Annotated in this window: 14 protein-coding genes and 1 tRNA gene; 10 read left to right on the forward strand and 5 right to left on the reverse strand. The window is 61.8% G+C overall.

Going from position 1 to position 12,901, the window contains the following annotated elements:
- Nucleotides 1-155: 155 nt before the first annotated feature.
- The 7 genes from ACFQ2F_RS02870 to ACFQ2F_RS02900 all read left to right on the forward strand — a co-directional run bounded on the left by ACFQ2F_RS02870 (nucleotide 156) and on the right by ACFQ2F_RS02900 (nucleotide 7,181).
- A complete protein-coding gene (locus ACFQ2F_RS02870) occupies nucleotides 156-1,292 on the forward strand; it encodes a TIGR03032 family protein (RefSeq protein ID WP_379085412.1) in 1,137 nt (378 codons plus the stop codon).
- Nucleotides 1,293-1,507: 215 nt separating this feature from the next.
- Nucleotides 1,508-2,248: a hypothetical protein gene (locus ACFQ2F_RS02875; protein WP_379085415.1), complete on the forward strand. Its 741-nt coding sequence runs from the start codon at nucleotides 1,508-1,510 to the stop codon at nucleotides 2,246-2,248.
- Between the two features lie 5 nt (nucleotides 2,249-2,253).
- Nucleotides 2,254-3,291: an isopenicillin N synthase family dioxygenase gene (locus tag ACFQ2F_RS02880; protein WP_379085418.1), complete on the forward strand. Its 1,038-nt coding sequence runs from the start codon at nucleotides 2,254-2,256 to the stop codon at nucleotides 3,289-3,291.
- Nucleotides 3,288-4,151 carry an ABC transporter permease gene (locus ACFQ2F_RS02885; protein ID WP_379085421.1) on the forward strand — a complete coding sequence of 288 codons (864 nt, stop codon included), beginning with the start codon at nucleotides 3,288-3,290 and terminating at the stop codon, nucleotides 4,149-4,151. The genes ACFQ2F_RS02880 and ACFQ2F_RS02885 overlap by 4 nt, the downstream gene beginning before the upstream one ends.
- 34 nt (nucleotides 4,152-4,185) lie before the next feature.
- On the forward strand, nucleotides 4,186-5,283 hold the full coding sequence (locus tag ACFQ2F_RS02890; RefSeq protein WP_379085424.1) for an ABC transporter substrate-binding protein: 1,098 nt from the start codon (nucleotides 4,186-4,188) through the stop codon (nucleotides 5,281-5,283).
- Complete coding sequence (locus ACFQ2F_RS02895) at nucleotides 5,280-6,152, forward strand: ABC transporter ATP-binding protein (RefSeq protein WP_379085427.1); 873 nt, start codon at nucleotides 5,280-5,282, stop codon at nucleotides 6,150-6,152. Before ACFQ2F_RS02890 ends, ACFQ2F_RS02895 begins: the two co-directional genes overlap by 4 nt.
- 99 nt (nucleotides 6,153-6,251) lie before the next feature.
- The gene (locus ACFQ2F_RS02900; protein ID WP_379085430.1) at nucleotides 6,252-7,181 is read left to right on the forward strand and encodes a LysR family transcriptional regulator; all 930 of its coding nucleotides are present in this window, start codon (nucleotides 6,252-6,254) and stop codon (nucleotides 7,179-7,181) included.
- A 20-nt stretch (nucleotides 7,182-7,201) separates the two neighbouring features.
- Here ACFQ2F_RS02900 and ppa read toward each other — a convergent pair whose 3' ends face one another.
- Complete coding sequence (gene ppa, locus ACFQ2F_RS02905; protein WP_379085433.1) at nucleotides 7,202-7,735, reverse strand: inorganic diphosphatase; 534 nt, start codon at nucleotides 7,733-7,735, stop codon at nucleotides 7,202-7,204.
- 359 nt (nucleotides 7,736-8,094) lie between these two features.
- On the opposite strand from ppa, the gene ACFQ2F_RS02910 reads away from it, so the two are divergent.
- Together ACFQ2F_RS02910 and ACFQ2F_RS02915 are read left to right on the forward strand one after the other, a co-directional pair.
- Nucleotides 8,095-9,057 (forward strand): phage minor head protein, encoded by a 963-nt coding sequence (locus tag ACFQ2F_RS02910; protein WP_379085436.1) that lies wholly within the window; start codon nucleotides 8,095-8,097, stop codon nucleotides 9,055-9,057.
- Between the two features lie 230 nt (nucleotides 9,058-9,287).
- Nucleotides 9,288-9,617, forward strand: a complete 330-nt coding sequence (locus ACFQ2F_RS02915) for a hypothetical protein (protein WP_379085439.1) — start codon at nucleotides 9,288-9,290, stop codon at nucleotides 9,615-9,617.
- A gap of 57 nt (nucleotides 9,618-9,674) precedes the next feature.
- Here the strand turns inward: ACFQ2F_RS02915 and ACFQ2F_RS02920 are convergent, their stop codons facing one another.
- From ACFQ2F_RS02920 to ACFQ2F_RS02930, 3 genes are all read right to left on the reverse strand, one after another.
- A complete protein-coding gene (locus ACFQ2F_RS02920; RefSeq protein WP_379085442.1) occupies nucleotides 9,675-10,100 on the reverse strand; it encodes a hypothetical protein in 426 nt (141 codons plus the stop codon).
- Between the two features lie 34 nt (nucleotides 10,101-10,134).
- A complete protein-coding gene (locus ACFQ2F_RS02925) occupies nucleotides 10,135-10,545 on the reverse strand; it encodes a hypothetical protein (RefSeq protein WP_379085445.1) in 411 nt (136 codons plus the stop codon).
- Nucleotides 10,546-10,730: 185 nt separating this feature from the next.
- Nucleotides 10,731-10,816 (reverse strand) — tRNA-Leu (locus ACFQ2F_RS02930).
- A 136-nt stretch (nucleotides 10,817-10,952) separates the two neighbouring features.
- Here ACFQ2F_RS02930 and ACFQ2F_RS02935 point away from each other — a divergent pair.
- Nucleotides 10,953-12,176 (forward strand): PQQ-dependent sugar dehydrogenase, encoded by a 1,224-nt coding sequence (locus ACFQ2F_RS02935; RefSeq protein ID WP_379085448.1) that lies wholly within the window; start codon nucleotides 10,953-10,955, stop codon nucleotides 12,174-12,176.
- Nucleotides 12,177-12,207: 31 nt separating this feature from the next.
- On the opposite strand, the gene ACFQ2F_RS02940 is transcribed toward ACFQ2F_RS02935, so the two are convergent.
- Entirely contained in the window at nucleotides 12,208-12,654 is a 447-nt protein-coding gene (locus ACFQ2F_RS02940; protein ID WP_379085451.1) for a baeRF12 domain-containing protein, read from the reverse strand.
- Nucleotides 12,655-12,901: the final 247 nt, after the last annotated feature.

Consider the following 12,901-nt stretch of genomic DNA (forward strand, 5'->3'; position numbering starts at 1 on the left):
CCGCGGTGCTAGATCCCGGCTTTCGCCGGGATAACGCCGAGTGTGAGATGAGCTCTCTGGAATTACCGGCGGAACGCGCCCTTGAACCCCGATTCCTCCCTCGTCTTGTCCGAGTGCCGGTTGACCGCTGGTCTGCGCCGTAGCAGGAAATGAGCATGATAGAGCGAGCATCAGAGACTGCCGGCACAGAACACTCCGATGGCCAAGAGGCGGACGACGCGGCCCCCCAGCAGGCGGAGAACCCGGTTAAATATTCCATGTCGCCGGGGCTTTCGGGTTTTCTCGGGGCCAACAGGATTTCGCTGGCGATCTCGTCCTACCAGTCCGGCAAGTTCTACCTGCTCGGCCAGAATACCGATGGCGGGCTGCTGGTGGACGAGCGGCTGTTCCGCAAGGCGATGGGCATCGCGGTTCCGGACAAGGACACGCTGCTGCTGGCCACGCTGTTTCAGATCATGCGGTTCAAGAACGTTCTCGGCCCGGACCAGCAGGTCAATAATCTGTTCGATCACTGCTATGTGCCGCGGCAGATCTACGTCACCGGCGAGCTGGACGCCCACGATGTCGGTCAGCTGAAGGACGGGCGGATCGTCTTCGTCAACACGCTCTTTAACTGCCTCGCCACGCCGTCGGACCGGCACAGCTTCACACCCATCTGGAAGCCGCCCTTCATCTCGAAGATCGTCAAGGAAGACCGCTGCCATCTAAACGGTCTGGCCATGGAAGACGGGGTGCCCCGCTATGTCACGGCAGTGAGCAAGTCCGACACGATCGACGGCTGGCGCGATAGGCGCTTCGACGGCGGCATCCTGATCGATGTCCAGAAGAACGAGGTGGTGCTGGAGGGGCTGGCCATGCCCCATTCGCCGCGGCTCTATGACGGGAAGCTCTGGGTGCTTAATTCCGGCACCGGCGAACTCGGCTGGGTCGAGGGGTTGGAGGATGGAAAGGCCGAATTCAAGCCGTTCGTCTTCTGCCCCGGCTTCGTGCGGGGGCTCGCCTTCCACGGGAACTATGCCTTCGTCGGCCTGTCCAAGCCGCGTTACGAACGCTTCGAAGGGCTAGCGTTGGACGAGCGTCTGCGGGAAGCGGATTCCGAACCCTGGTGCGGCGTCCAGGTGATCGATCTGAAGACCGGGGCGTGCGCCCACTGGTTCCGCATCGACGGCGCCATCGGGGAGCTCTACGACCTTGCCATCGTGCCAGGCGTGATACGGGGCATGTCCTTGAGCTTCGCCACCAACGAGATCATGGGGCTGATCACCCACGATCCGCTGGAGGAGGGGGCGTAAGAGACGGCCTGCTGGCGACCGGTCGCCGCACCGGTATCGCCCGAAACCGCTTCCACCGCACCCATCTCGCCTGACTGGCTCAAGCTCAAATCGCTGAAATCTTGCGGTTTTCCGGCTGCAATGACTGCATGACCTAGCATATCATTGATACGATCAATGCTCACTATGCATAGAACGTTGTTTTAGCCAATGCTCTTTGGCGGCAACATCGGGGCATGAGCGCAAACGATACGCCTTCGGCTCCTTTGGCCGCGCAGCAGAGCGGTGAGCCACTCGACGTCGCCGATCTCGACGGGGTGTGGCAGCGCACGCTGCTGCTTCAGCCGGACGGTACCTCCGACACATCGACGGAGGTCTATTGGCTCCAGCTCAATACGCTGTTCGGGGATATCCGGTCTCCGGCCGCCATCGGTCCGAAAGATGGCCAAGTGCGGCGGTGCCTGTGCGCGTTCGCCGGGACATTGCGCAAGCGCGACGGCGAGATCTTCCACTGGGATCAGGATTGGGATTGCGGACTGCCGGCCGATGGCTGGCCCGACGAAGGATTCTTGCGCTGGGAAGGCGAGGTCCTGCGCGAGGACGGGGTTCACGAGCCCTATATCGAACATTGGAAGCTGGTGGCCGAGCCTGGCGAAGACGATTTCGCCTGCTGGCTCGATGACGCTTCCGGGAAACGCGCCGGGCTGCTGATCCGCATGGGCGCCTTCGCCTACTGCGTCTCGCAGACGAGCGACAATCCCGAGACCTTGCGATTTCTTCTTTTCAAGCAGAACGCCGACGGCTGGTTTCTGGCCGCGACGAATGGAGGGGACGACCCCGCCGGTGCCGGCCTCACATCAAGAGGCCTGACTTGGCCCCAGGTGCTCGATCTGGCCGGCATCAAAAAGCCTGAAGCTGAAGAGGGTGAAGCGGACGACCGGTCACTCTCGATGAATTTCGAAATTCAAGGAGCGTGAGAACCATGAGTTCTTTTCAGGAAATTCCCGTCATCGACATCACCGATCTGGGATCGGACGATGCAGAAAAGCATAAGGCGGTCGTCGCCGCGATCCGCGATGCAGCCGAGAATGTCGGCTTTCTGACCGTGACCGGTCACGGCATCCCGCAAGAGACCATCGACGGTCTCCTCTCCGAGACGAAGAAGTTCTTCGCCCTGCCGGAAGAGGAGAAGATGAAGGCCTATATCGGCAACTCCACCAATCACCGGGGCTACGTGCCGGAAGGCGAGGAAGTCTTCGCCAGCGGCAGCAAGGACATGAAGGAAGCGTTCGATCTTTCGGTCGATCTTCCGGCCGACGACCCGGACTACGTGGCGGGCAATCCTATGCTCGGTCCCAATCAATGGCCCGAGGGCAGGCCCGAGTTCAAAGAGAAGGTGATGGCGTATTACAACGCTGCCTTCGAGCTCGGGCAGCGCCTGACGCGCGGCTTCTCCGAAGCGCTCGGCCTGGAGCCTGAAGCGCTCGACAAGTATTTTGAGAAGCCGCCGTCACAGCTTCGCTTGATCCATTACCCCTACAATCCGGATGCGCCGGAAGACCGGCCCGGTATCGGGTCTCATACGGACTACGAGGCCTTCACCCTGCTGCTGCCCACGGCACCGGGTCTTGAGGTCATGAACGACGAAGGCGAGTGGATCGACGCGCCACCGGTGCCGGGCGGGATCGTCATCAATATCGGCGACATGATGGAGGTCTGGTCGAACGGCCTCTTCACCGCCACCTCCCATCGGGTGCGCAAGGTGAAGGAAGAACGCTACTCCTTCCCGCTGTTCTACTCCTGCGGCTACTGGACCGTGGTCGAGCCGCTGCCGCAGTTCGTCGACGAGGATCATCCGCCGGCCTATGAGCCGGTCACCGCGGGCGAGCATCTGCACGCCCAGACGGTGCAGACCTTCACCTATCTCAAAGACAGGCTGGCCCGGGGCGAGATCACGCTTCCGGAGAATAGCCGCGCCTTGTCGTCCTTCGGTCAGGAAGCGAAACGGAAGGCCTCGTGACGACAGACACAGCATCTGTCCTGAACCAACCAAGCTCCGTCGGAGCGGGGGTGCTGCCGGGTTTCCTGCCCAAGCTGGAGATCTACGGCACCATCTCGGCCCGGCGGCGCATCCTCCTCGGCATCCTCGGGGTCATCTCGTTTCTGACCCTGTGGAGCCTGGCGAGCTGGCTGGAGTTCGTGTCGCCGCGCCTGCTTCCGCCGCCCTGGAAGGTGGTGGCGGCGCTCTACGAGCTGCTGCAGAAGGGCTTCGTCTACGACATCCTCACCAGCGTCTATCGCATCCTGTTCAGCTTCGCGCTCGCCGTGGCCTTCGCCTATCCGATGGGCTTGCTGATCGGCACATCGGCGTCGGTCTCCGGCTTTTTCGCGCCGCTGGTCTCGGCGTTCCGCTATCTGCCTGCGCCGGCCTTCGTGCCGCTGCTCTTGATGTGGCTCGGCGCCGGCGATGGCCAGAAGATCGCGCTGCTCTTCCTCGGCGTTGTCTGGTTCCTCATCACCATCATCGCCGACCATGTACGGGCCGTGCCGCGGGACTTCGTCGATACGTCGCGCACACTCGGTGCCGATACGCGGCAGATCTACTTCACCGTCATCGCGCCGGCCTCCTGGCCGCGGGTCTGGGATGCGTTACGCCAGATGCTGGCGGTGAGCTGGACCTATCTCGTCATCGCCGAGATCGTCGCCGCCACGGATGGCATCGGCGCCATGATGATGCGCGCCCAGCGCTTTGTTCGCGTCGACGACGTGATGGCCGGGATCCTGACCATCGGCATCCTCGGCGTCTTCTTCGATTTCCTTTTCCGCTTTGTCGGCAAGCGACTGTTCGTTCACGAGACGATCGAGCAGGAGCGCGGCTGACATGAATACCGTCTCGTCAAACAGGAGTAAGCCAGTGTCCAAACCATTCCTTGCGTCCCGCTTGAAGCGTCTGGTGGCGCTTCCCGCTCTGCTCGCTTTCGCGCTTGTGCTGGGATTCAGCCCGATCAATTCCGCCAAGGCCGCCGACCCGACGCCGGTCCGCGTGGCGATGTTCTCCTGGCCGGGCTACGCCTTCTGGTTCCTCGCCAAGGAGAAGAACTTCGTTCCGGAGATCGAACTCGATATCCAGATCATCGAGGACCCCTATCAGAGCTTCGGCCTGATGCAGGCGGGGCAGCTGGATGTTGCGTCCAGCACCGCCGAATACGGACCGCTGGCGGCTGCCGAAGGCAACGACATCCGCCTCGTCGCCTACACGAACCCGTCCCACGGTACGGACCAGATCATCGTACGGCCGGAAATCGAGTCGGCGAAGGATCTGAAGGGCAAGAGCGTTGCCGTCATGGAAGGCGGCCTGACCCAGATCTTCATGGGCATCTGGCTTGAGCAGAACGGCGTCTCCATCAAGGACGTGACCTTCAACAACCTGATCATGGACGACGCCATGGCGGCGATGATCTCCGGTCAGGTCGATGGCGGCGAGTTCTGGGAGCCTTATGCGAAGAACGTGAAGGAGAACCTGGAAGGCGCCAAGCTGATGGCCGATTCCTCCACGCCGTTCTGGAGTAAGAACGGTCTGCTGGCGGACGCCATGTATATGCGCAAGGGCTTCATCGAAGAGGATGACGGCAAGATCGCCGCGCTCACCCTGAAAGCCTATTTCGAGGCGGTGAAGTTCTGGCGCGAGAACCCCGAGGAAGCCAACGAGATCATGGCCAAGGCCCTGCAGTTCGAGATCGAGGATGTCGAGCTGGTCGTCGGTGACGGGTCCGAGGTCGGCGGCATCGTGATCTACGGCTTTTCCGACAGCGCCAAGTTCATGGGCGCCATGGACGGCGATCCCGAACTCGAAGAGCTCGGCCAGCACAACGGCCAGATCAAGGATCACTACGATCTGGTTTCCGACTGGTGGGTGAAGTTCAATCTCATCGACGAGAAGCCCGCCTTCGAGGATGGCGTTTCCATGAAGCCGATGCAGGTGCTGGTCGACAGCGGTTACGAGGGCGAATGACCTCCAAGACGCTCAAAGACGCGGGCAAGCCGGTTGCGGAGGACTCCTTCGCCGCTCAGCTCCTGAAGGGAGATGGCGGCGGGAGCGAGACCAAGGGGCAGACTTGCCTGCGGGTCGTCGACGTCTCGAAGGTCTTCCCGGCTTCCGGGTCCGCCTCCGAGCCGATTACCGCGCTTGAGCCGACGAGCTTCGACGTGCCCGAAGGAAGCATCACCGTGCTGCTCGGGCCGTCGGGCTGCGGCAAGTCCACGATGCTGCGCATGGTGGCCGGGCTGACGGAGCCGACCTCCGGCTTTATCGAGCTGGAGGGAAAGCGCGTCGAAGGGCCGGGCGCGGACCGGGGGATGGTGTTCCAGAGCTACACCTCTTTCCCCTGGCTGACCGTGCGCCAGAATGTGGAGTACGGCCTGCGGATCGGCGGCGTCGATCGCCGGATGCGCCGGTCCGAGGCCGAAGAATTTCTGCATCTCGTCGGGCTCACGGAGTTTGCCGACGTCTATCCGAGCCAGCTCTCCGGCGGCATGCGCCAGCGCGTGGCGCTCGCCCGGGCCATGGCGCCGGGACCGAAGATCCTGCTTCTCGACGAGCCCTACGGCGCGCTCGACTACGAGACCCGGTGGAAGATGCAGGATCTGCTTTTGGAGATCGTGGACAAGACGGGGCTCACCGCCCTGATGGTGACCCACGATATCGAAGAGGCGCTCTATCTGGCCGACAAGGTGGCGATCTTCAAGCCGCATCCCGGCCGCTTGGCGGAGGTGGTCTATCCGGACGTTGGCCGCGACGAGCATGAGGGCAAGGAGACCCTCATCGTCTCGGAGGCCTTCATTCACTGGCAGAAGCATCTTCTGGCGGGCCTGCGCCACTAAGGCGCGAAGCGCTTCTCTCCAGCCATCCTGTTCCGGCTTGCCCGTTCGGGTAAGATCGCTGCCGCAATGACCTTCATTGCAAGGCACAGGATCTGAGCGATGCATCCGAACGAAATGTTGTGGCGGCGGCTGGACTGGAATTTGATCCGGCTGTTCCACGAGATCGTCCAGCATGGCGGCGTGTCGGCCGCGGCGCGCAATCTCGGCCGTCAGCAGCCGGCCACCAGCCAGGCGCTGTCCCGGCTCGAGGACCAGCTTGGCGTGAAGCTTTGCGAGCGCGGACCTGCGGGCTTCTCGGTGACGCCTGAAGGCAAGATCATCTTCGAGATCGCCTCTGAGATGGTCGAGCTGATGCGTCAGGCGCCGGATCTGCTCGCCCAGACGGCGGGGTCGGTGCGCGGGTCCTTGCGGGTCGCGATCATGACCCAGGTGATCGATCCGGAGTTCGATGCGGTGCTGCAGGCGATCGCGCGGCGTCATCCGTTGCTGGAGATCACCATCGATACCGCGCCCTGGCAGACGATCCTGGACCGGGTGCGGGTGGGCGATGCGGATCTCGGCCTGTCCTACGTGCAGATCCTCGATCAGGTGCTGAGCTACGAGCCGCTGATGAGCGAAACCCAGCAGCTCTATTGCAGCACGACCCATCCGCTCTACGGGCGGAGTTTCGACAATCCACGCGCGCTTTCAAACGAGAGCTTCTTCCTCACCGGGCGGGACGAGCCCCTGGAGCTGGTGAACTATCGCCGGCAATACGAGCTGGGAAAGAAGGTCCGGGGCGGGTCGGAGGATCTGGGCGAGCTAAAGCGGCTGATCTTCACCGGTGCTGCGATCGGCTTCCTGCCGACCCGTGTGGCGGAGGCCGATGTGAAGGCGCGCAAGCTTTGGCCGTTGCTCACCGATTCCCTGCTGCCGACCTATCCCGTCTACATCGTGACGCGGCCCGTTCAGTCGCGCAGCCAGCCTGCCCAACTCACCCTCGACGAGGCGCGGCGGCGCCTGCGGGCGGTCGGCCCCGGACGGGCGTAGGAAAAGCTGCTCGCGGTCAGCTAGGCTTCTTTCTTCGCCCGCTCGATGGCTTCGGTGATCAGCTTCTTGGCCTGCTCGGCATCGTGCCAGCCACCGATCTCCACCCACTTGCCGGGCTCTAGATCCTTGTAGTGCTGGAAGAAGTGGCGGATCTGGTCGAGCAGGGTCTTGGGCATGTCGGTATAGTTGGTGACATGCTCGTAGCGGCGGGTCAGCTTCGGGGTCGGTACGGCGACGATCTTCTCGTCCAGACCGGAATCGTCCTCCATCATCAGAACGCCGATGGGCCGGACATTGATGACGGCGCCGGGAAAGATCGGCCGGGTGCTGGCGACCAGCACGTCGATGGGGTCGCCATCTTCCGACAGGGTGTGGGGCACGAAGCCGTAATTCCCCGGATAGCGCATGGGGGTGTAGAGGAAGCGGTCGACGAAGAGGGTGCCGGCTTCCTTGTCGAGCTCGTATTTGATCGGCTCGCCGCCGATGGGGACCTCGACCACGCAATTCACGTCTTCGGGCGGGTTCTTGCCGATGGGGACCGCATCTAGGCGCATGGTTTCGCTTCTCTCGTTTTCTTGAATGACCGGGCCGGATAAAACGTGGCTGCGCCCTGCAATGCAAGGCGCTTGCTCCAAGCCGCCAGGGTTTTGCGCCGAAACGCGGCGATTTTGCGCACCGGCTCTCCCCCTCTCAAGGTGCGCCTCGGCGATGTCTGCTCCCCTCTGGAAACCTCGCTTCGTGTCAGGTGACCGCTGACCCCTCGGAGCGCGCCGCCCAACTTGTCCCCGTCCCACTTACACCGCTGACAATGGGAGCGGCATGATGGTCGTCGGATGAAAGGTCAGGCTCGATGGGACGTGGGGCAAAACTCGATAAGACGCGCCACGGCGTTGCGTTAGGTCGAGGAAGTGCCGTGTGTTGTAAGGCGTTCGAGGCGTATCTGCGGTACGGGACGCCGATCGATTTGGCGGCAAAGGCGGCGGCCAAAGAGGCGCACCCGACCACCCACTATATTTGGCGAACCCAGCGCGACGGCAAGGTGCGGCCCTCCCACCGGGAGAACGCGGGCAAGATCTTCGCCTGGGACGATCCTCCGCCGACCGGTCATCCGGGCGAGGATTACGGCTGCCGCTGCTGGGCGGAGCCTTACGCTCCCGCCGCCCAAGAGTATTTCACCATCACGATGCAGGATGTCTCCGACGAGGGGTCCCCCTGGGGAAGCGCCGACTTCGTCTATCACTATTTCTTTGGCGGCGGGCGGACGGTCACGCTGCGAGAGACGGGGACTTTGCGTGCGGTGGTCGCGGAATTCCGGAAGCTGGCGGTCGATGTTCCCACCAAGCTGCCGGGACAGATCGCCGACAAGGCGCGCGAGGGTTCCAGTGGGAGCTTCGAGGACCGCTTCGGCAGGTCGTACCAGATGCAAAAGATCGTCTTCAGCCTCGGTGACACGACTATCGAAGGCCCTTTCAAGGGAGCTGCAAAGAAAACACACGCTATGCTAGAATTGAATGGTGAAATCACTTTCGAGCAGAGCGACAAGTTTCGGGACCCGGTCGATGTGGAAGAGATACTTAAGCCCTTCCTTGAACGGATCGATATGCTGATCAGGCAGGCCGAAGCCGACAATATCGTCGGGTCGGGGGCGATACAGATCTACGTAGAAGCACTCTTGGGGAGGACTTGCCTTGGGATTAGGCCCAATTCCCGCTCTTCTCAGTCATTACATCGGAGCCCGGATCAGAGAAATCTTGAGAGATCCGGACAGCATCCCCACCGAGCCAGGCGGGACGCCATACGATATTGTCGATCAGTGGCGCGGGACGTTTTCGGGCAGAGTGTTGATGGACTGAGACAAGAGCCAGTTCAAATATGAAGGTTAGTAGACTTCTGGGGTGGATCGCTAGATTTATTCGAAACGTGCTGATTTTTTGTTTTGTACTAGCACTCCTCGGCGCTTCCTATATTGCGTGGGTATATGCTGGAAGGCGCGGAGACTGCATCGTGCTCCCGAATGGATACCTGCTCGGGTATGCGATGACGATACCGTCTCACGCATATGCTTCCGACGACATGATCTTGAGAGATCCGTCAGGGACGATAATTGTGAGAACGGATTACGATATCCGTCTGAAGCGTGTGCCCGGGAAGCCGAACCACGTAGAGGTGATCTATCGTGGCGGTGCGATGGAGATGGACGGCACCGAAATGATGCCGCTGGTTTGGGACAGATTTCCCTCCGCTCGCAATGAGCGAAAATGGAATGAGCCCAGGCCTGGATACCCAGATTCATTGGGTATCATTTATACGAGTTTTTGGGACATCTATCTGGCTCTGAAACCCAGTCCCGATTTTGAAAAGGTCAGCTGCGGCACGCCGTGGTTCGATTGGGGCGATTCAACACGCCAGTACTGCGCGCCTGGAGACTGCCAGTAGCGATTGTGGGTATCGCCATTCGAGTGATGTCGTCGGCGACGAGTGGCGCGCCTTCGTCTAACGCATGTAGGTATAGCTGGCGCAGATGCCGGGCTGATCCATTTCGTCGGAGGCGGGCGGCACGTCGTTGGTGTCGAAGACCTTGAGATAGAGGGTCTCATCATCGCCGTCGGCTTTCGGGCGGCCGAAGACCAGGAAGGTCGGCGGCTGATTTCCGCAGAGCTTGTTCCCATTCAGCAGCGTCGGGTTGGCCTCAGGGGTCACCACGAAGACGCCGGGCTCGTCGTCGCCAACGGGGCGGAGGCCCAGGCTCTCTCCATTCTTGAAGGTGATCTTCTCGTCTTCCACGGTGATGTCGCCGGTGATGGACATGGCCGTGGTGCTGACAGCTTCCCATTCTTCAGCCGCCTGGGCAGGCGCGGCTGCGAAGGCGAATGACAGGGCCGCCGAAGCGGCGATCAAGAGTCGTGGTGAGGGAAACATGAGAACTCCTTAGGCGATGAGGTTGGGGGGGGGATCAGTTAGCGGAGTTGAAGGTGCAGGTCACGCCGCCGCCAGCCTTGTCTTTCACCTGGGCCACGTCGATCTCGCAATCGAGATTGGCGAGGGCGTACCAGACATTGCCGGCGCCCGGATCGGGCTCCACGCCTTCCTCGGCCAGGGTGGCGAGAAGTTCGTGAGCGGCGCGACCCTTCAGGGTCGTGTCCTTGCCGCCGAAGGTGAGGGTGCAGTCATGGGCGGTCAGGTCGATATTGCTCGTATGGCATTTGATCGCCTTGGCCGTGACGGCGATCTTCTCAGCCTTCTTTGACGGGAAGCTTGTGTTGCCGTCGAGGAGCTTGGCCAGCGCCTGCTTGTCCGCGTCGCCGAGGTCAGGCGAAAGCTGGCCGACGATGGCGGCAAGCGCCAGCGCGCCGGAGTCGCTCACTTCAGTTGCCGATGCAGTGCTCGAGGGAACAAGCAGCAACGTGAGGACGGGGATCAGCGCTATCGGCCTCATGGCGACACCTTCCGAGATCACGAACGTGAACGGGAAGCCTAGCGGCCGACGCTGAGGAGTTCATTAAGATTGGCGGCCGGATTTAGCCGGTTCGCATCGGATATTTCGGGAGATGGTGCCCCAGGCCTGACTCGAACAGGCACGTCCTTGCGGACAGCAGATTTTGAGTCTGCCGCGTCTACCATTCCGCCACTGGGGCAAGCCGCGCGGATCATGCTTTAAGCCTTGCAGCCGGTCAATGGCGCGACCTGTCGTCTTCCCGTAACAATTGTTGCTTGCCGCCATTCGATCTCCGGGCAATTCTGGGGCACCGGGGGAAAGGCAGGACAATAGTGATGGCGTTGAATTTTTCGGGCATGCGGGCGGGGTTGGTCCTGGCGGTATTCCTCTGGGCAAGTGCCGCTTTTCTTCCTGCCGCCCATGCGGACGAAGCCGAAATCCCGGAATCCCTCTTCACGTCGGTCGGCCATCTGAAGGTCGAGACCGCCGTGGACGGGCTCAACTATCCCTGGAGCCTGGTCTTCCTTCCCGATGGCGAGATGCTGGTTTCGGAGAAGCATCCGGGGCGGCTGCGCCGGATCTCCAAGACGGGCAAGATCTCGCCGCCCATCAAGGGGCTGCCCGAGAACATCTACGCCAAGGGCAATGGCGGGCTGCAGGGCCTGGCGCTCGACCCCGATTTCAAGACCAACAAATACGTCTATTTCGCCTTCGCCGAGCACGACGAGGACAATCCGGAGAATGCTGCGATTTCGGTGGCTCGCGGCAAGCTTGGCAAGGACCGGCTCACGGATGTGGAGATCCTGTTCCGCCAGGGGCCGCGCTTCGAGGACGACCGGGAGTTCGGTGGGCGGTTGGCCTTCCTGCCGGACGGCACGCTTCTGGTGATGACCGGCGACCGCTATCAGCACGAGCTGGTGCAGGACACGAGCAACACGCTGGGCAAGGTGATCCGCATCAACCGTGACGGCAGCGTGCCGGACGACAACCCCTTCGTCGGCAAAAAGGGATACGACCCGCGGATCTATTCCCTCGGCCACCGGAATATCGGTGGCGGCATCATTCATCCCAAGACGGGCAAGCTGTGGATTGAAGAGTTCGGACCGATCGGCGGCGATGAGATCAACGTGGTCGAGCCGGGCAAGAACTATGGCTGGCCGCTCGCCAATTGGGGCGTGCACTACACGCGGGAAGACATTCCCGATCCCACGACCCGGCCGGACCTGGCAGCGCCCATCTATTTCTGGAATCCGTCCATCTCGCCTTCGGGCATGGTGTTCTACACGGGCGACGAGATCCCGGGCTGGAAGAACAGTCTGGTGGTCGGGGGGCTCGCGTCTCAGTCGGCCACCCATCTCACCTTGAAAGGCGAGCGGGTGATCTCCGATGAGCGGATGGATTTCGGGGTGCGCATCCGCGACGTGGCGCAAGGGCCGGACGGTGCGCTTTATCTCCTGACGGACCAGCGCGCGCCCGACGGGCGCATTCTGCGCCTGACCCTGGAGAAGCCCACCGCGGAGACCAAGGCGGCGAGCACACTGGAGACGACCAAGCAGTAGCCGGCCATCTTCAGCGCGAGTGAACGGCCGATCAGCCGTTCACGTGCTTCTCGATCTCATCGACGGGAAGATTGACGAGATCCTTGTCGATCTGGGTGTCGATGACCTTCGTCACCTTGTCGGTGAGATGATCGCGAATGCGGCCCAGGGCGCGGGGCGGGGCGACGAGCACGAGATGTTTGATCTCGTGAGTGTCGATCATTCCGTCCAGCTTTTCGGCGATCTTACCTAAGAACTCGATTTCCGCACGCTCGTGCCAATCGGTCTGTTCCATGGCGCTCCGCCCCGTAACGGCGGATTCCTGCACGCGTCCGGGCTTATCCGTGCCCAACTCGTGGGTGGCGGCATGTTCTTCTTCGAAGACCTCGACGACCTTCAGGTTAATGAGCTCGGCATCGCCTTCGTTCTGTAACATCAGGGCTTTAGACCCGTCACAAACGACCACCCATCCCTTCCAGGGAATTCCGTGCCTGGCCATACCACCTCCCGTTTTTCAGTTTCCGTTGTCGGTCTTCTCATTTGCGGTGCGGGGAATGGATATGCAAGCCCGCGATTGTCCGCGTCGGACTGACGCGTTCCGAAGGCGGCCAATCTTCATGATCTTTTGAAGGTATGAGGGCAGGACGGCAGGGTGGGGGAACAACCGACGGGAGTTTTCGACGATGAATGCACCGATCACCAATGCCCCGACCGGAAAGCCTTACGAGGCGACCCCGCCTAAAGAG

Source organism: Methyloligella solikamskensis, assembly GCF_042676065.1.
Taxonomy (GTDB): domain Bacteria; phylum Pseudomonadota; class Alphaproteobacteria; order Rhizobiales; family Methyloligellaceae; genus Methyloligella; species Methyloligella solikamskensis.